The sequence below is a fragment of the Streptomyces viridosporus genome, from assembly GCF_002078235.1.
GTDB lineage: Bacteria > Actinomycetota > Actinomycetes > Streptomycetales > Streptomycetaceae > Streptomyces > Streptomyces viridosporus.
In genome coordinates this window covers 1-17958 of sequence record NZ_MSGP01000159.1, presented here as the reverse complement: position 1 = coordinate 17958, position 17958 = coordinate 1, and the positions used below count along the sequence as shown (strand labels likewise).

The following is a 17958-nucleotide window of genomic DNA, read 5'->3' as shown; positions in this document are numbered from 1 at the left end:
TTCCCTCCGTCATGCCTCGTCAGCGGCCCCCTTGCCGCCGACGAGGCCGCCGGGCGGGCGTGGCCCGGCCCTCGGTGGAGTCGGCGGGTGAGGAGAAGCCGCCCGGAACGTCCGGCCACGGGGGCCTCGCCGTACGGCCGGGCCATCGTGTCCCGACAGCGTCGCGGTCCCCTCCACATCCCACTGCCTCGGCCGCGGCCCTCGCCGAGAGCCGCGACAACGGCCGGTCCGTAGCCGGCCGCGGCAGCCGGCCGCGGCCAAGGGACGGCGGACATCGGCTCCGGGGCCGGGGAGGTGACCCACGAGGACGTCGGCAAGGCCGTGCAGCCGCACCTGACCGAGCACGGTGGGCAGTGGCACGGTCTCCACCCGGCCGAGCCGGTCCGCGCCCGCACCCCGGATGGAGAAGAGCGGGTTTCCCTTCGTGGCCGAGCACGAGAGCGGTCGTGGACGAGTGCTCCAGCAGGGCTGACGACCCGGAGTGTCCGCTCGCTCACGGGAAGAGGCCAGTCACTGAGCATGCCGGGCGCCGTTGCGCTCGTCACTCGGGCCGCTGATCCGGAACGCCCGGCGCGACCTGGGATATACCCTTTAGTGCCCGGTTGTGCGTAGCTTGACCGACTGCTCTCGCACACAGTGCCGCGACATCGGGCGCACGTCACATCGATCGTTCAGGAGACCCATGCGCCCCCGAATAGCCTCCCTCCCGCCCGTCGCCCTGGCGGGCGGTGCGCTGACCGTCGGCATCGGCGGTCTGTATCTCGCCGGACTGTTGCTCACCGGCGGTGAGATCGAGGCGGGTACGACGGTGCGCGGCGTGGACATCGGGGGCCTGACCCGTGAGGAAGCCGCCCGGAAGCTGGAGCGGCACCTGGTGGCGGCCGGTCCCCGGAAGCTGGCAGTGCAGGTCGGCGACCGCAAGGGCGCGGTCGATCCGCGGCAGGCGGGGCTCACCTTCGACATCCCGGAAACCCTTGACCGGGCGGCGTCCACCGGCGCCGATCCGGTCAGCGTGATCGGCGGGCTGTTCCGCTCGGGCGGTGACATCGAGCCGGTCGTGCGCATCGACGAGGACAAGGCCCGTGCCACCTTCGAGGAGCTGGCGAAGACGCTCGGCCAGGGGGTCCGCGACGGCGCCGTCTCCTTCGAGGACGGCCGTGTCGAGCAGGTCGCCCCGCGCACCGGGTACGTGCTGGACGTGGACGCCGCGATCGGCGCCCTGCGCGCCCCCTTCCTGCGCGGCGCGACGGACTCGGTCACGGTGCTGCCCGCACGCGAGACCAGGCCGAGGGTCACGGCGGAAGAGGTGCGACGGGCGGTGCGCGAGTTCGCGCAGCCGGCGATGTCGGCGCCGGTCACGCTCACCGCGGACGGCAAGCGGTTCACGCTCTCCCCGACCGTGCTGGGCGAGTACCTGACCCTGCGGCCGGACGACACCGGCAGGCTCACACCGGAACTCGACAGCAAGGCCCTGCGCGCCGCCCCCGCGGTGACCGGCGCCCTGAACAGCCTCCCCACCACACCTCGAAACGCCCGGCTGGGGCTCGAGGGCGACAAGGTCGTGGTGGCCGCCGACGCCAGACCCGGCGTGAAGGTCACCGACAAGGCCCTGGGCAAGGCCGTCCTGCCCCTGCTCACCAAGTCGGGCGCCGCCCGCACCGGAGAGGTGACCACGCAGCAGGTCCAGCCGGAGGTCACCCGCGAGAACGCGGCACGTTTGGGGCTGACGGAGAAGATGTCCTCCTTCACCGTCGACTTCGAACCGGCCGCCTACCGCACGACGAACATCGGCCGGGCCGTAGAACTCATCAACGGCTCCGTCGTCATGCCGAACGAGACCTGGAGCTTCAACCGGACCGTCGGCGAGCGCACCAGGGCCAACGGCTTCGTCGACGGCATCATGATCTTCGACGACCAATACACCAAGGCGCCCGGCGGCGGCGTCTCCGCGGTGGCCACGACCGTCTTCAACGCGATGTTCTTCGCGGGCGTCAAGCCCGTCGAGTACGGTGCCCACTCCTTCTACATCGAGCGCTACCCCGAGGGCCGCGAGGCGACGGTCGCCTGGGGCAGCCTGGACCTGAGGTTCACCAACGACTCCGGCAAGGCCGTCTACCTTCAGGCCGAGTCCACCGACACCTCGGTGACCGTCACCTTCCTCGGCACGAAGAAGTACGACCGGATCACATCGGTCAAGGGGCCGCGCACCAACGTGCAGCAGCCGGCGAAGAAGGTGAGCACCGCCGAGAAGTGCGTGCCGCAGACCCCGCTCGAGGGCTTCGACGTCACCGTGGAGCGGGTCTTCCACAACGACGGCCGACAAGTGAAGCGGGAACCGTTCCACACGCGTTACACCCCGCGTGACGAGATCACCTGCGAAGAGGCGCCGAGCAAGCGTCAGCCCTGAGGAAACGACCCCGTCAACTCGCCGACCGCCCGACGGACCGGGGCTGGAAACTCACCGACGCCGACCTCGAGCAGGACGGCATCGCCGCCCTCGTCTACGACGCATCGTTCGACCCCGGAGGTCGAAGATCAAGCCGGGCGCCGGGCGCGGGCGTCAACACCGCTGGTCCGATGCCGTGATCACGCCATAGGTGACCAGGCCGTAGGCGATGTGGGGAACGACGTCGGCGGCCCAGTCGCGGACCGACCACGTACGGGGATCGCTGACGCCGAGGCGGGCCATCGGTGCATTGGTGAGAGCCATCGCCAGGGCGCCGGTGAGCAGGCCGCCCAACCACAGAGGGCCCCGGACACCCGCCCGGTGGATCAGTGACACGGCGGCGCCCGTGGCGGTGCCGACGGCGATGCCCGACAGCGCTCCGAGGCCGGTGAGCCGGTTGTCCCGGCCGCTCGTGTCCGGGACCGGGTGCCCCATGCGCGTGGTGATCCTGTCCACCGCGGTCTCCGGCGTACTGCTGGCCGATCTGCCGCGCAGTGCCATGTCGGCGTAGGTCACGGCGTTCAGAGCGGTGGTGCCGGCCGCCCCTGCGGCACAGCCACGCGCGATGCTTCGGATCATGCCGCTCCGGGTTCCCGTGGCTTCTACGACCAAAACGGCGCGCATCGCGTCGGCTTTGTGCACGGGTTCGGGTTCTGGCACAGGTCTTGGGGAGCGGTCGCGGAGGGTCACCGAGGTTTTCTCGCCAACGTGACGGTTGCGGTGAGTGACGGGGTGCGGGTGCCCGCTCACGGCCCGGTTCTACGGTGCCAGGGTGCGAAGGACGCAGAACTCGTTGCCCTCGGGGTCCGCCATGACCACCCAGTTCCGGTCTGGGCCTTGACCCACATCCGTCTTGGTGGCGCCGAGGCCGAGCAATCTGGTCACCTCGGCCTCGGTACTGCCGTCGATCGGGCTGACGTCGAGGTGAAGCCGGTTCTTCACGGTCTTGCCCTCGGGCACCTGGATGAACAGCAGGGTGGGCGACATCTGGCGGGCCCGGACATCCTCAACGGTCGGCGCCCAGGAGCCGATCTCGACTTCGCCCTCGCTCCGGTCGATCACCTTGAAGTCCAGGACCTCGCACCAGAAGGCCGCGAGTCTTTCCGGATCGTGGCAGTCAACGACCAACTCGGTGAACCTGCTTGTCATGTCTCCCCCAGATAGCGCGGACGGGGCTCAGAGTATTGGCCCGTGCCGCACTCGTCCTGCTCCAGCTCGAACACGGCCACACCACCTGAACGAAGGTCACGAACTGCCACGAGACGTTACCGACAAGGGTTCACTGCGGGGGGCCGCATCCGCGACGACCGGGGCGGGCAGTTCGAGGAGTTGCTGCCGACCGGCGCCGCCGCGGGCGCGGGCGGCGTCCGGGCCCTCGCACTGCCCTGCGCGAGCTCGTTCCCGCTCGGCGTGGGCTGCTGAGGGCCTCGTACCCATCCCGGCTGAGGCCGGCGGGATTCCCGATCCCGAGCTGCTGGAACAGGACCTGCGGCAAGCCGGTGCGAACGGGGCCCGGCCGGGCGTACTGGTCCTCACCGTCCCGGACAACCCGACCGGCACCGTCGCCCCCGCCGAGCAGGTCGAGGCGGTCTGTGCGGTCTGTGCGGTCGCCGACCGCCACGGCCTCGCGGTCATCAGCGACGAGATCTACGCCGAACTGGGCCACCGCGGCACCACCGGCAGCCCGGTACAGCACCTGGGCGAACGCACCGTCGTCACTACCGGGCTGAGCAAGTCCCTGGCCCTGGGCGGTTGGCGCATCGGCTTCGCCCGCACCCCAGCGGGCCGCTGGGGGCGGCACCTGCACCAGGAACTGACCGGGGTCGCCAGCGAAATCTGGTCCAGCTCGGCCGCGCCCATGCAAGCCGTGGCCGCCCGCGCCCTGAGCGACCCACCGGAGGTCACCGCACACATCGCCGCCGCCCGCCGTCTGCACGCCCGCATCGCCACCGAGGTGCACACCCTGCTGCTCGCGGCAGGAGCACAGTGCCGCCCTCCCCGGGCCGGCTTCTACCTCTACCCCGACTTCGCCCCCACCCGTGAGGTTCTGCGCGCCCAGGGAATCACCACCGGCACCGACCTGGCCACCGCCCTGCTCGACCGGCACGACATCGCCACTCTGCCCGGCAGCGCGTTCGGCGAACCCGACACCGCCCTGACCCTCAGGCTCGCCACCAGCCTCCTGTACGGCGCCACCCCGCAGCAACGCCACATGACGCTGACCGCGGAAGAACCACAGACCCTGCCCTGGATCGCCTCCGCCCTCACACGCCTCAGTACCGCACTGGTCGAACTCACCACCGACCGACACCGCCCCCCTCACAGGTGATCCTTTCGGTCACCCCGCCTCCCCGCCTCACTCTTCGCCCGCGTCCGACACACAAGGCCACCGGCGGCCCGGCCCACGGAGAAGGGGGCCCACTGGATCGGAACGAAAACCGGCGCCAAAAGGTCGTTGCACGGGGTTCGACGAGTACTGCTGGCTGACCGATGCCGAGCGGCCGGACGACTACCCCGTCCTCGCGCGGACCGAGGACGACGCATGGCACTGGTACGACATGCCCACCTCGGGATTCCTCCACCGCGTCCTTGCCGATGCCGATTTCCAGCCGTTCGGGGCGGCGCGGTACGCGCTCGACCCGACCTTCGAGCCCGGCACCGGCGTCCATGAGTGACGGCGTGTCGTATCTGGAGCCAACCTGGGAGATCCTTCCCCGGAAGACCGGCCAGAGCGTCAGCCCGGACGCCTGGCCCCGGCCCGGGGAAGACCATGAACGCTGATATACAACGCGGCGCGATCGCCGCCGTACAGGTACTCGGCCTCGCCGTCTGGTTCTCTATGTCAGCGGTGGTTCCCACGCTTCGCAGCGAGTGGGGACTCGAGTCCGCCGACGCGGTATGGCTGACCGCGTCGGTCCAACTCGGCTTTGTCGTCGGCGCGCTCACGTCCGCCGCTCTCACTCTCGCCGACCGCGTCCCGCCCCAGCGCCTCCTCGCCGGCGGCGCCGCCGCAGCTGCCGGGTGCACGGTGCTGTTGGCCGTGTCGGTCGATCAGCTTGCCGCAGCCGTTCCACTCCGCTTCATGACCGGCGTGTGTCTGGCGGGTGTTTATCCGGTCGGCATGAAACTCATGGCTTCCTGGGCACACGGTGCCGCACGGGGCAAGTCCATGGGGGTTCTCATTGCCGCCCTGACGCTCGGATCGACCCTTCCGCATCTCATCGCCGGCGTCGGGTCACTGCCCTGGCGGGGCGTTCTTCTGGTCGCGGCAGCAGCCGGGCTCCTGGCCGCTCTCATCGCGCTGGCCTTCATCCGCGTCGGTCCCCATGCCGCCCCGGCCGCGCCCACCCGCAACCCCCGCTACGCCCTCACCATGTTCACCCAGCGCGGCCCCCGCTCGGCCAACCTCGGTTACTTCGGGCACATGTGGGAGCTCTACGCCCTGTGGACATGGATCCCCGCGTTCCTCGCCGCGACGGACAGCGCCCGTCACCTTCCCGGATCGATCGAGGTCACCGTGTTCCTCACGATGGGGATCGGCGGCGTGATCGGCTGTCTGCTCGGCGGCTGGGGCGCCGACCGCTTCGGCCGCCCTCCCGCCGCCATGACAGCCCTGCTCACCAGTGGTCTGTGCTGTCTGCTCTCACCACTGCTCGTCCACTCCCCACCGGCACTCGTGATCGCGTTCTGCGCCCTGTGGGGCGCTGCCGTGATCGCCGACTCCGGAGTGTTCTCGACCTCCCTCAGCGAAGTCGCCGACCCCCGCTACATCGGAACAGCCCTCACGGCCCAGACCGCGATCGGATTCGCCCTCACAGTCGTCAGCATCCAGCTGACCCCCCTTCTCTCCGACGCCGTCGGCTGGCGCTACGCGTTCCTCCTCCTGGCCCCCGGCCCCTTGGCCGGCGCCCTCGCCATGCGCGCCCTGAGAACCGGAAACGGCCTCACCGAGCGTGCAGGACGAGGACGTACCGCTCCCCGGCTCTGATCGCTCGGGCCTGCCCGGCCAGGGCGCACGGGGCTTTTGCCCCCTCCGGACCCTTCCGGACCCTGCGGGTGCCGATACATCATCCGCGCAGGTCATGGCCTTGATTGCCCAGCGGCGAGCCGCGCACGCCAACCCTTGATCGTCCGTCCGCAAGTCAATGCGGACGGCATCACGACCTCTCGTGCTGCCGCGCCCGGCCTGCCTCGCCGCCACCAACGCCGAGCTCAGGATTGGCCATCGACCTCGGCGACGTCGTCGCCCTTGGCCGCTTCGTCCCGTCCCATGCCTAGGAAGCGCCGGACGGCTTCGACCGGCATGTCGAGTCCCTCGGACGCGGACTGCTCGTCGCCGAAGACCTGCACTGCCTCGGTGACAGCCACGGCCAGTTCGGCCTCTGCCTTGCGGACCTTGGCCTCGGCCTTGTCCACGGTGTCGACCACCGCCAACTGACGGCGCTGCCTCTCCTGAAGTCTCTGCTTACGGGAAGGGGTTTTGTCAGGGTTCTGCACAGTCATGACCAAGATCATAATCAGTCGGACGCACGCCCGTGAAATCGGCAACTCACCCGCATTACCGGGGCGTTCACGGCTCGAAGGCTCAGCACCGGCGGCCCCGTGATGCTGTTGTTCAAGGTAGTTGCGGTGCCGGGGCGTTGCCACGTTGACGGCGGGTGCCTGCCGATGGGGCTTCGGAGTGTGCGGGTGCGGTTCCGGTCCCCGTTCGGGCTGGTGCGGGCAGGGCGCGATCAAGCGTTTCGCCAGTGCGCCGCTCGTGCGGGTGCAATGGTCACACCGGAGGCCGCCTGATCCGCTCGCCGCGGTCGATCGAGTTCCGCTCCGGCACGAGCTGTGCCGGAGCCGTCGACGTCGCGCTTTGCACCGCGGCGTCCGTCGACGTGGTGGTCGCCGCGCACTCCGTGGCCGACTGTGAGCAGCTGCGCGCGGTGGAGAAAGGCCGGCACTCTCCGCCGCGGCGCTGTGCCCGCACCGGCGGCAGCGTCCGCACAAGCCTCCAGGTTCCTTCCGCTTACCATGCCCGCGCCGCCCAGACGGCGGCCTGGGGCGCGGCGTTGCGAACCGCTCAGGCTTGCCCGGTTGCCGGCTCCCCCAGGGGGTGGGCGAGCCCGGTTCCGTCGCAGGGGAAGCAGCGCCCTTCCCCAGGAGTACGGCGGGCACCGATGGTGCCGGCGACGTTCTCGAAGAGGCGGGTGAGGTCGGCCGCGTGGGCTGCGTGGAGCGGGAGCTCCTGCCGTCTGACGACGTGCGCCGGCAAGTCATGAACATCGCCCGCCCCCGCCACTCACCTTCTGCGGGCCCCGCTCGTCTTAACGAATCGTCCTGACGAACCTCGAAGTCAACCGCCGAGCATTGGCCTGCGACTTGGGGAGCACCAAGGTGCTGCGTCACATCGTGCCGGTGTCCCGAAACCCAGAAGCACTTGAGGGGGCTCAGATACCCATCACGTACCACTGTCTGGGCGATGTACCACGCAGGTACAAGTGCCGACCTCGTCCGACAGGGCGCGCGTACCGCTTGAGGGGTGCGCCGTTGGGGAGGGTGAGACAGGCTTCCTCGACCAGCAGGGCCTCGTCCTCTGTCATACGGCAACGATGCAGGCGATCTGGTTGTCGGCAGCCACCCAGCATGATGACCTGCTCTCCGTGCACGGCCATGCCCGCAGGAGCGACCACAGGGGTCTTCCGTAGTCGGATCTCACCGTTGGTCCGGGCCTCGAGCAGCGGGAAGGTCGGGTAGTAGTTGGCCCACGCGACACCGTCGTCAACGTTGAAGGCATAGACCGTGACGAGTTAGTCGCCTGGGGTGTCTGTCCTGCCGCACTCGACCTCCCGCGCGGACTGGCGGAGTGGGTCACGATGCTCGTTGTCACCCGTGAGGGTGGCCGACGCTGCAAACTCCCACCGCACCAGCGCGTGCTCGTTGCTCTGGTGTACCTGTGCCGCCATGACACCCTCCCTCGCATCTCGGCCGGCTTCGGTGTCTCCATCGGCACCGCCCACGGCTGCACCACAACCGTCATCAACCTGCTCGCCGACCGCGCGCCCGGCTGCCGCGTGTCCTGCGCGAGACCGGCCCCGACTACGTCCTGCTGGACGGCACCTTCGCGGAGTGCGACCGGGTCGGCCACAGCCGGGCCGACTACTCCCACCATCACCGCCACGGCGTGAACGTGCAGGTGGTGACAGACCCTGAGCGCACGATGAACCGGGCGCTGTCGGCGGCACGGGCACCGGCCGAACGGAGTGTTGCAAGGTGACTGGCTGTGCGCTTGTGCTGTGGCCCCCCGCCTCATCCCCTGGCAGGCTCGGGTGACCCGGGCCTCCACCAGGGCGATGCCGGTCGACCATCGCGGTGCACAGGGACGTACAGGCCTCAGTCGGCGTCACCGGCCGTGAGCCGGCCGCCGACCCACGAGTCCGGGGCGGTTGAACACCAAGCTCAGCGGGAGAGGTTCTCGTATGCCTTCACGGCGATCAGCCTGGTCTGGGGGCAGGTGCCACTGAAATAGACCGTGCCCTGTCCGAAGGAGGTGGGCCAGTCGGCGAAGCAGGACGTGGCGATGGTGGCGTACTGACGCCCAATCATCCCGTCGGGAATGCCGTCCAGCGGTCCCATCTGTACCCCCGAGACGTGCTCCTGGTCCTGCGAGTAGCCGATGGAAAGTCTGGTGTTGTTGTCCTCGCTCCTCCAGAAACATGTCCACCAGGCACCGTTCTCCGGGTCGTCCTTGGAGAATTCGGCGCCCGCGTACACCGGCTCAGCCGTCATCCCGAGGCTGGTCACGTAGTCGGCGGGCACCGCCTTGCACGGGTCTGCCAGTGAGCCACCCGAAGCCCCGTCCTTGACTGCCTGTTTCAGCTCGTCGAAGTCGCGTACCCCGAAGAACGCGAGGACGGCGATCACACCCGTGATCACACCGAGCCACGCCCCCACCTTGTTCAGCTCACTGTCCACGATTCCCCCGCCGTCCCGTCCCTGAAGCCGTCATCCGGTCGGCACATGCTGACGCTTGCGACAGCCCGGCCTTCGTCATCGCCCTGCAGCACACATCCGTGTCCAACACTACGGCGCGGAGACCCGCCCCAGGGAGGCCCGACCGACCAGGGCGCACTCACACGGGAGGCCGCCCTGGCAGGCGGAGAGCGCCTCTACGGACAGTCGACGGATCCGTCCGACCGGGCCCGGCCCGCTGGACGTGCTGCCCTACGGGCCCGACGGCAAGACCGTGCCGGGCAGCTTCCGGCTGGGGATGTCGCCCGGGATGGTCAAGCACGAGGGCACCCAGAGCGTGCTGTGGGGCGCGGACGTGCTCGAGCGGCTCGCCAAGGACGGCCATGTCGCCAACCTCGCCCGTTACATCAAGACCGGCGAGGTCACCGCCAAGGACACCGGAGAGTAAGAGGGGGACACGAAACCGATGGTGACGATCGCGGAGGAACTCGACTCGGGAACTGGTGCTGCCCGCAGAACTCGATCACCACCCCGAGGGAAACGCTCGCCCGTGTCGTCGCGGCATTGGGCGAGTGGCGTGAGTGATTGGAGAGTCTCGCCAGGCGGTTCGAGGCGTACCCGCTGAACCCGACCGATGTCGAGGACCAGCGAATTCTGTGGGAGTGCGCCGCCCGGGACCTGATTCTCCAGGTGACCGACCGCACCGGTTGCGGCAGCGGTTGGTACGGGCACTGTCACCAGGTGCTCAGCTGGTTCCTCAACCGCCGGGGCGTCGACTCGACGGGGCCGGCCCGCTGCGCCGCGTCACCTTCCAGGCCGACGACCCCCAGGACGCGCTGACCCTCACCCGCTACATCGACATCCACCTCACGGAGACCCGGCCCAACGCCGCCTCCCCCGGCTCCCAGCCGGTGGACATGAAGGCGCCGACCGCCCGTGCTGAGCGGCTCGGTCGGCGCGCGTCGCCAACCGAACCGCCGAGTCGCACGTGGGCGGCAGGGACGTCGGTGATGCGGTGAGGGCCGCAGCGGAGTTTTCGCAGTCGGCGCCATCCCTCGAGGGCGGCCAGAGCCTGCCCGCCGACACAGCGGATCCTGGCCTGAGGGGGGTGGTGCCGACGCTGCCACCGCTTGAGCCGACGGCTGCGGAACGGGAGACGGCCACGCCGATAAGCGTGATGTCAGCGGGTGACAGCGGTCCGTGCTCACGCACCGCTCCGGCGAGATCCTTCGCCCCGGGCACGACGCCCATCACGATTCAAGGCAGGCCGTTTCCTCCACGACGTCGTACACAAGCGACACCGTCCGGACCGGCCGCCGGCCGGTTGTCCCACCAGCGGACCGGGGACCTGGTCCCGGCACGGCAGATGCGAACGCCGAACCCCACCGCACCCCCGACGCCTCACCGCCGACCACGCACGAACTCGTCAGGGAAGGATGGCAATGCCGCTGGACCAGCCGAGGCCGAGCCGCTCCTGGCTGGCCATGTGAAGGAACTGGAACGCTTCGAGTTCCCGTGCCCGGCGCAGTGGTCCGACGTCCAGGGGGCGCAGGCCTGCCGAGGTGACGACTGAGGCCACGGTCTCCCTGGCTGCGTCGTCGTCACCCGCGATGAAGACATCCAGGGGCCGACCGGCCACCTCGCCGGAGACCAGCGGGCCGGCGAAGGTGGTGTTGAATGCCTTGACGACGCGTGCGTCCGGTACGACCGCGGCGATCTCCTCGGCCGCCGAGGTGCCGGGTGGTACGACCAGTGAGTCGAAGGTGCTGAAATCCACGGGGTTGGAGATGTCCACCACGACTTTGCCGGACAGCGCGGCACCGAGGGAGGCTGCCACTTCGCGTCCAGCGGGATAAGGAAGGGCGAGCACCACTACATCCGCGGCTGCCGCGCCTTCCGCGTCGCTCGCCCGGACGTCTGCCCCGCTCACCGCCTCCGACAGGGAAGCGGCCAGCCCTTCCGCCTTGCCCGGGTTCCGATCATGCAACCGGAGCGAGTGACCGCCCGACAACACCCGTGTACCGATGCCCCGGGCCATGTTCCCAGCCCCGACAATGCTGATGATCACTTGCGGTTCCCCTCTGACGTGAGGTGTTTCGTTCTCACCCTCACATCGGCGAGCAGGCCGTGCCAGCGCCCACCGCTGTCCGGGGCAGCGCGGTCGCCCCTGGGGGGCCCGGGACGATCAGCGCATGGTGGTTCCGCCGTACAGCCATGAAAACGCAGGTCGAAGAGTTCGGCTGTCACCATCTCGAACAGGAAATGGGCCGACACGGGGGTGCGTTCCCCGCGGCGGGCGCAGTCGCGCATCAGGTCCGCCCACGACTCACCCGATCGCGGTAACCGCCCCTGAGCACGGGCGGCGGTGACCGCCTCGGCCGGCTCGCCATCGAGCGGGGTCGGGTCCGGTTCCGGATGCGGCAGGCCGATCAGGGCTTCGTCGAGCAGCTGTCGGCCATCGCCGCCACCGCGTCAGGGATCTTGGACACGCAGTTCTCCTTTGCTCCGAGGTCAGGTCGTACCCCGAGGCCAGGTTTTCGGGCTGGCCGGCCGGTCGAACGCCGTGGCCGCCGTGCGGCGCCGCCGTGTGGGCGCGCCGGTCCAGACGCACCCGCGGACGCCGACGGCAAAATCCGGCAGCTGCTGCCGTCCCCTGCTAGCGATTGATGGTTCGCATTCCTGCCTCGTCGTACCGCTCCCCCGCCGCCTCGGGCAGTTCCGCGTCGATGCGGGCCAGGTCGTCCTCGGTCAGCGCGATGTCGACCGCGGCGGCGTTCTGTTCCAGGTAGGTGCGGCGCTTGGTGCCCGGGATCGGCACCAGGTTCTCGCCCTGGGCCAGCACCCAGGCGATGGCCAGCTGGGCCGGAGTCACGTCCTTCTCGGCGGCGATCTCCTTCACTTTTGCCGCCAGCCGCAGGTTCGCCTCCAGGTTGGCGTCCTGAAAGCGCGGGTTCTCACGGCGCCAGTCGTTCGCGTCCAGCTCGTCCGGCGAGGTGAACCGTCCGGCGAGGAAGCCGCGGCCGAGCGGCGAGTACGGCACGAAGCCGATGCCCAGCTCCCGGCAGACGGGCAGCACCTCGGCCTCCACGTCCCGTGACCACAGCGAGTACTCGCTCTGCACCGCGGTGATCGGGTGCACGGCGTGGGCGCGCCGGATGGTCTCCGCGCTCGCCTCGCTCAGGCCGATGTACCGCGCCTTGCCCTCGGCCACCAGCTCGCCCAGCGCGCCGACCGTCTCCTCGATGGGTACGTTCGGATCGACCCGATGCTGGTAGTACAGGTCGATGTGGTCGGTCCCCAGACGCTCCAGGGAGCCGTGGATCGAGCTCCGGACGTGCTCGGCCGAGCCGTCCTGCGGGCCGACCGTGCTCATGTCGCCGGGCACGGCGTCGTCCATCCGGTAGTTGAACTTCGTCGCGATCACGTACTTGTCACGGTGCCCGCGGATCGCCTCGCCGACGAGCGACTCGTTGGTGAGCGGCCCGTACATCTGCGCGGTGTCGAGAAAGTTCACCCCGAGGTCGAGGGCATGCCGGATGGTCGCGACCCCCTCCTCTTGATCGGTGGAGCCGTAGAAGGCGGACATGCCCATGCACCCCAGGCCGATGGCCGATACCTGGAGGTCTCGCAGACTGCGCTTCTGCATACCGTGTCCCAGCCTTTCCCTGCACACTCGTTCATCGTTCGGACGGCACGAAGCCCCTCATCCATCTAGCGACGGATTCCCCCGCTCGGCATCCCGTGGGAGTCACCGGGCGACACGGGCTCCGTGCGCCGCGGTGTCTGCGCCGCTACGACCGGGAGCGCACTCCAGCGCAAGCCAACCGTTCAGGCGCTCCGGCGGCTCGAACAGGTCGTTCTGCGTGACCACCGACTGGTCGCACAGCTCCGACGGATGAGGTCCGTCTTCCCGCCGGCGCCCACGGCCCGCTTCCGGGACCGGGACACAAGCCCGACCTGGTGCTGTCTGTGTCACAACCGGCCCACCTGGGCGACGAGTTCAGCGATCACATCGGCCGGCAGGCCCGTGATCCTCCGGTCACTGGTGATCGCTGCACGAGACGCGTTCCCCGCCACCCGACCATGATCGACGACCGAGAGCTCGACGTCTCACCGCCAACCGCGCACAAGCTCGTCACGCACAAGCTCGTAAGGACGACACCGCCGGGTCATCGAGCGGGCCGTCTCCCGGCTGTCCGGCTACCGCAGGCTCAGCCCCGCTACGAGCGCACCCCGCAATCACCTGACGTTTCTCGGCCTCGGCGCTGCCCTGTGCTGCTACAGGCGGCTCGTCCGCCTCACCACCTGGGACACGGTCTGAAGGACAAGCTGATCGTCGAGGGCTCCGCCCGACTGTGGTGCTCCGGTCGCCGTGGTCGGGGATGCGGCAGAGACTGAAACCCGGATTCTGTCCAGGAACACCCCGGAGCGCAGGAGAATGGGACCCACCCGCGCGTCACCGCCCCGCGAGAGACGGTGGTTCCGATGGGTGCCCGCCGCGCTGATCCTCGGCGTATTCATCCTCGACCTCCTCATCCCGCGAGGTGTGAGGGTGTTCATCCTGTTGGCGGCCGCTCCCGTGCTGGTCGCGCCCTGGCTCTCCCTGGCCGGGACGATCGCCACCGGAGGGGCGGCACTCCTCGCCGCGGTGGTCCTGCCCCTGGTGAAAGGCCGGACGCCGTTCAGCATCGACGACGTCTTCCCGTTCTCCACCTTCGTCACCCTGACCTTCCTGGCCGGGGTCGTCAACCGGCTGCTGGCCCGTGAGCGGCAGCAGCTGAAGACCGCCCGTGAGGTCGCCGAAGCCGTCCAGCGCGCCGTGCTCCCTTCCCCGCCCGGGTGCATCGGGCCCCTGGCTGTGGCCGCCCGCTACGAGGCCGCCGCGCGGGAGGCCGCCATCGGGGGCGACCTGTACGCGATCCACTCCACTCCCTACGGCATCCGGCTGATGATCGCCGACGTCCTGGGCAAGGGGCTGGGCGCGGTCCGAACCGTCAACGCGCTGCTCGGCACCTTCCACGAGGCCACCCTCCGCATCCCGGACCTGCCCGGTGTGGTCCGCTGCCTGGAGGAGCGGATCCATGAGACCAACGCCGCCGGGAACGGACGGGAAGCCGAGAGGTTCGTCACCGCCGTCATCGCCGAACTCTCCACCGACGGCTCGACCCTGCACGTGGCCAATCGGGGGCACCCGGCGCCACTGCTGCTCCACCGTGGCCGGGCCCGCCCACTGGAGCCGGGTGTGCCCTCGCTGCCGCTGGGCCTGGCCGACCTCGGTGGCCCGGACGTCCCGGTGGACCGGTACGCCCTGCCCGAGGGCGCGGTCCTGGTGCTGTTCACCGATGGTGTCGTCGAGGCCCGCGACCACCGGGGGGTCTTCTACGACCCGGCCCCGCGGCTGTCCTGCCCCCTCCCACCGGACCCGGACCGCGTGCTGGACATCCTGCTCGCCGACCTGTACCGGTACGCCGCAGGGCACCTCGACGACGACATCGCGCTCCTCGCCATCGGCCTGCCCCACGACGCGAACGACGACCCCGGCAAGGCCCCGACCGCCCACCGGGCGGAAGCAGACGACAGCCGGCGCGTTTGAAAGAGCTCACGACTCCGCTGCGCAATCCTCGGAGTTCCGGGACCGCACCCCGCGACCTGCGGAAACACGGCCATGCTCGCCCCTCCGAGCGGCTGTCCCACGAGGCTCGCGCATCCAGCGAGGGAAGGGCACGGCGCGGGTCGTGCATGGATCACCCTGTTTCCGTCGGGGTGAATGAAAGGCCGTCCGGGCAACGAGACCGGGAGCCGCTTGTAGCTTTGTGAAAACAAGTCGCGTCGAGTGGTCTTGCTCGGCGATTTTGTGGAGCGATAAACCTGTCACCCGATCGAACGACGCTGGCGGAACTGCTCCTGGAAGGCGCCGGTTCGTGCATCGGGGATGGCTGGAACGTTCCGTGAGGGATCATGCAGCCATGACTCTCATGGACACCCTCGCGCGCGTGGAGGCAGACCTCGCTGCGGGGCGGATACCCATGGCGCGGCAGCGTCTGCGCGGCCTGGTGGCCTCCTTTCCCCAGGACCTGTCGTTGAGGCGCCGTCTGGGCGAGGTCTACCGGCTGTACGGCGAGCCCGCGGAAGCCGGCCGGTGGATGTACCTCGAAGCGGATCGGGACCCCGCGGAGACGTACGCCTTCGAGGAGCGATACTCCACGCCGCTGCGGCGGATGCGGGCACTGGCCTGGCGCGGGCCCGAGTCCCTGGCCGGTACCGCATTCGCAGCCCAACAGCTGGCGGCCGTACAAGAAGCAGGCTCGGACCACGTCGGCCGGCCCGTCGCCTGGGCCGCGATCCCCCTCGATCGCAACGATGAACCGGAGGACGACAGGAACTCGGTCGCCGATCGTCTCGCCGGTGCCGCCGTGGCTGTGATGGTGCTGGGGTTCTTCGCCATCTGGGTGGTCGGCTTCATCACTTTCGCCCGTTGGCTCTGGCCGTAACGGGCGGAGGCGGCGTCAGGGGGTGGCCTTGACCAGACGTTTCACTCACCTCCTGGCCAGCCTGAGCGATCGTGAACAGACGACGGCGGAAGAAACTGTCAAAGCGTCTCGTCGAGGCGGCGACGTTCGGCGACAGCGCCCATGTCGACGCTCTGCTACGAGCCGGGGCCCGCCCGGAGGCAAGCAACGCCGAGGGCACCACGCCTCTCTACGCGGCATCGGTCAACGGAGCCACCGACAACGTCCTGTGTCTCCTGGAAGCCGGAGCCTTGCCCAACACCGAGAGCGGACGCGGTGCGGAAGGCACACCCCTGTGCGCGGCCGCGTGTTGGGGCCATACCGAGACGGTGCGTGCACTCCTCACCCACGGCGCCGACCCCGATCTCCGCGAAGACCACGGCATGGGCCGTTCCCCACTTGAATGGGCGATGACCGGGCCTTACCCCGAAACGATCGCCATGCTTCTCGCCGCAGGCGCCCGACCACACAACCGAGCCACATGACCCCTCTCGTAGTGCCAGGTCCCGTGATCCGCTTTCGGCACATGCTCCAAGGCCTGCGGCGAAAGCGCATCTTGGCCGTGGATGGTCACGTCCTGTGGGTCGTGGTGTCCTCACGGGTAGTCAGGAGGCCCGACTGGAGCCGCTGCTGCCCCAAGGCATCAGGCCAAGCCGTCCGCCGGTGTGGACGAGGGACAGCTGGTAGACGGAGCTCTTTCCCACTTGCTGATGGTCTGGGACACCACAGGCGAGGAGCCGTTGGTCTTTCCGCTGGTCCGCCCGACACTCGAGCGCGTGCCCATGAGGTAGCAGCCCAGCGGATCCCGGGTCGCCGAGAGACCGTCAAGGTGCCTTGTGGACCGCTTCAGTGGGCTGCGACCATCCCGGCATGGACTCGCGCGTAGTCGGAATACCCGAGGTGGACGGCACCGAGCAGGTGGCCGTTGTGATCGATGTGATGCGGGCGTTCACCACCGCCGCATGGGCTTTCCACCGCGGTGCGGACAAAATCGTCCTCTCTGCCGACGAGGACGAGGCGCTGGCGATCAAGACGTGTCACCCGGGCTGGCTCGCGCTCAAGGACGGGGCACCGGTCAGCGGGTTCGACCTGGTCAACTCCCCTGGCCTGATCCGGGGGGCCGACTTGGCCGACCGCACCGTGATCCAGAAGACCACTGCGGGAACGGTCGGGGCCCTGGCGGTCGTCGAGGCGAAATGGGCACTGTGCGCCAGTTTCGTCGTGGCCGGTGCGACGGTCCGGGCCCTGACGGATGCCCGCGCCGACTCGGTGACCTTCGTGGCCACCGGTGAGGACGGCCGTGCCGCTGAGGACTTGGCCTGCGCCGAGTACCTGGGCCGGCTGCTGGCAGGGGAGCGTCTCGACCCCGACCCCTATCTGCACCGCGCCAACACCTCTCCAGCCGCGGACGATCTGCGCGGCGGGCGACGCCTCGGTGCTCACCCCGCCGATGTGGGGTTGTGTCTGGAGGTGGACCGGTTCGACTTCGCCATGAAGGTCGGGCTCGAGGAGGGGCTGGCGGTGCTGCGGCCGCTCCGGACTCGACCGGATGCGGTGTCCGCTGTACACCGTGCACGGTGAGTGATGAGCCGTTCCCGCCTCACGCCGATGCGAGGTGGAGACGGGGTCGGCCGGGAGCGGTGGTGGGGCGAGGCCGGGCAGGGGTCCGCCCCTCCATGAACGGGGTTGATTCCCGCCTGCCGCGCCGTTGAAGGCCGCGGTGTCGGGCGGGTTCCCGACTCACCGCGCCGGGACGGGTCCCGGTCCTCCCTGCGCTCCACGGGCCGACACGGTCGGTCCTGCCGCCCTGGTGACGTTGACCGCCGTGTTCGCATCGGTCCGCGAACAAGCCGGTGGCCATGCCCCTGACCAGCGGTCCTCGCTGTCTCCGGCGCCGATGCCCCCACGCCATGGATCCAGCAGGGGGAACATTCGTGACGGCCCGGGGGGCCGGGATTCCTTGCGCGGCTTGTGGCGGGCCATCGGGTGGAGCAGGGGTGGTCACGGCGCTCGCCCGGTCAGTTCGGGCCGGGGGTGTCCGGTGCG

The 17958-nt window shown here is 69.6% G+C and carries 13 protein-coding genes and 3 pseudogenes; 10 read left to right on the top strand and 6 right to left on the bottom strand.

What is annotated here, in order from left to right; genetic code table 11:
* Nucleotides 1-682: 682 nt before the first annotated feature.
* Nucleotides 683-2407 carry a VanW family protein gene (locus tag B7L92_RS12415; protein WP_081237477.1) on the top strand — a complete coding sequence of 575 codons (1725 nt, stop codon included), beginning with the start codon at nucleotides 683-685 and terminating at the stop codon, nucleotides 2405-2407.
* 153 nt (nucleotides 2408-2560) lie between these two features.
* Here B7L92_RS12415 and B7L92_RS12410 read toward each other — a convergent pair whose 3' ends face one another.
* Both B7L92_RS12410 and B7L92_RS12405 read right to left on the bottom strand, forming a co-directional pair.
* Entirely contained in the window at nucleotides 2561-3025 is a 465-nt protein-coding gene (locus tag B7L92_RS12410; protein WP_081237476.1) for a hypothetical protein, read from the bottom strand.
* Nucleotides 3026-3205: 180 nt separating this feature from the next.
* Nucleotides 3206-3595, bottom strand: coding sequence for a VOC family protein (locus B7L92_RS12405; RefSeq protein ID WP_081237475.1), 390 nt, complete (start codon nucleotides 3593-3595; stop codon nucleotides 3206-3208).
* On the opposite strand from B7L92_RS12405, the gene B7L92_RS12400 reads away from it, so the two are divergent.
* Nucleotides 3594-4775 (top strand): pyridoxal phosphate-dependent aminotransferase, encoded by a 1182-nt coding sequence (locus B7L92_RS12400; RefSeq protein ID WP_255310900.1) that lies wholly within the window; start codon nucleotides 3594-3596, stop codon nucleotides 4773-4775. The genes B7L92_RS12405 and B7L92_RS12400 overlap by 2 nt on opposite strands.
* A 441-nt stretch (nucleotides 4776-5216) precedes the next feature.
* Nucleotides 5217-6434 carry an MFS transporter gene (locus B7L92_RS12395; protein ID WP_081237474.1) on the top strand — a complete coding sequence of 406 codons (1218 nt, stop codon included), beginning with the start codon at nucleotides 5217-5219 and terminating at the stop codon, nucleotides 6432-6434.
* 224 nt (nucleotides 6435-6658) lie between these two features.
* Here the strand turns inward: B7L92_RS12395 and B7L92_RS12390 are convergent, their stop codons facing one another.
* Nucleotides 6659-6949, bottom strand: a complete 291-nt coding sequence (locus B7L92_RS12390; RefSeq protein WP_255310899.1) for a hypothetical protein — start codon at nucleotides 6947-6949, stop codon at nucleotides 6659-6661.
* A 1358-nt stretch (nucleotides 6950-8307) separates the two neighbouring features.
* Between B7L92_RS12390 and B7L92_RS12370 the strand changes: the two are divergent.
* Nucleotides 8308-8705, top strand: a pseudogene (locus tag B7L92_RS12370) (helix-turn-helix domain-containing protein); the annotation flags it as partial.
* Nucleotides 8706-8890: 185 nt separating this feature from the next.
* Here B7L92_RS12370 and B7L92_RS12365 read toward each other — a convergent pair.
* On the bottom strand, nucleotides 8891-9406 hold the full coding sequence (locus B7L92_RS12365) for a hypothetical protein (RefSeq protein WP_255310898.1): 516 nt from the start codon (nucleotides 9404-9406) through the stop codon (nucleotides 8891-8893).
* Between the two features lie 223 nt (nucleotides 9407-9629).
* Between B7L92_RS12365 and B7L92_RS12360 the strand changes: the two are divergent.
* A pseudogene (locus B7L92_RS12360) lies at nucleotides 9630-9851 on the top strand (hypothetical protein); the annotation flags it as partial.
* 978 nt (nucleotides 9852-10829) lie between these two features.
* On the opposite strand, the gene B7L92_RS12350 reads toward B7L92_RS12360, so the two are convergent.
* Together B7L92_RS12350 and B7L92_RS12345 are read right to left on the bottom strand one after the other, a co-directional pair.
* On the bottom strand, nucleotides 10830-11471 hold the full coding sequence (locus tag B7L92_RS12350; RefSeq protein ID WP_081237469.1) for an NADPH-dependent F420 reductase: 642 nt from the start codon (nucleotides 11469-11471) through the stop codon (nucleotides 10830-10832).
* Between the two features lie 588 nt (nucleotides 11472-12059).
* Entirely contained in the window at nucleotides 12060-13049 is a 990-nt protein-coding gene (locus B7L92_RS12345; protein WP_081237468.1) for an aldo/keto reductase, read from the bottom strand.
* Between the two features lie 507 nt (nucleotides 13050-13556).
* Between B7L92_RS12345 and B7L92_RS41370 the strand changes: the two are divergent.
* The 5 genes and pseudogenes from B7L92_RS41370 to B7L92_RS12320 form a co-directional block, all read left to right on the top strand.
* Nucleotides 13557-13724: pseudogene (locus tag B7L92_RS41370) on the top strand (IS5/IS1182 family transposase); the annotation flags it as partial.
* Between the two features lie 168 nt (nucleotides 13725-13892).
* On the top strand, nucleotides 13893-14996 hold the full coding sequence (locus B7L92_RS12335) for a PP2C family protein-serine/threonine phosphatase (RefSeq protein WP_255310897.1): 1104 nt from the start codon (nucleotides 13893-13895) through the stop codon (nucleotides 14994-14996).
* Nucleotides 14997-15369: 373 nt separating this feature from the next.
* Nucleotides 15370-15894 (top strand): DUF6584 family protein, encoded by a 525-nt coding sequence (locus B7L92_RS12330; RefSeq protein WP_081237466.1) that lies wholly within the window; start codon nucleotides 15370-15372, stop codon nucleotides 15892-15894.
* Between the two features lie 71 nt (nucleotides 15895-15965).
* The gene (locus B7L92_RS12325) at nucleotides 15966-16397 is read left to right on the top strand and encodes an ankyrin repeat domain-containing protein (protein ID WP_081237465.1); all 432 of its coding nucleotides are present in this window, start codon (nucleotides 15966-15968) and stop codon (nucleotides 16395-16397) included.
* 385 nt (nucleotides 16398-16782) lie between these two features.
* Nucleotides 16783-17493, top strand: a complete 711-nt coding sequence (locus tag B7L92_RS12320; RefSeq protein WP_170102203.1) for a 2-phosphosulfolactate phosphatase — start codon at nucleotides 16783-16785, stop codon at nucleotides 17491-17493.
* Nucleotides 17494-17958 lie beyond the last annotated feature (465 nt).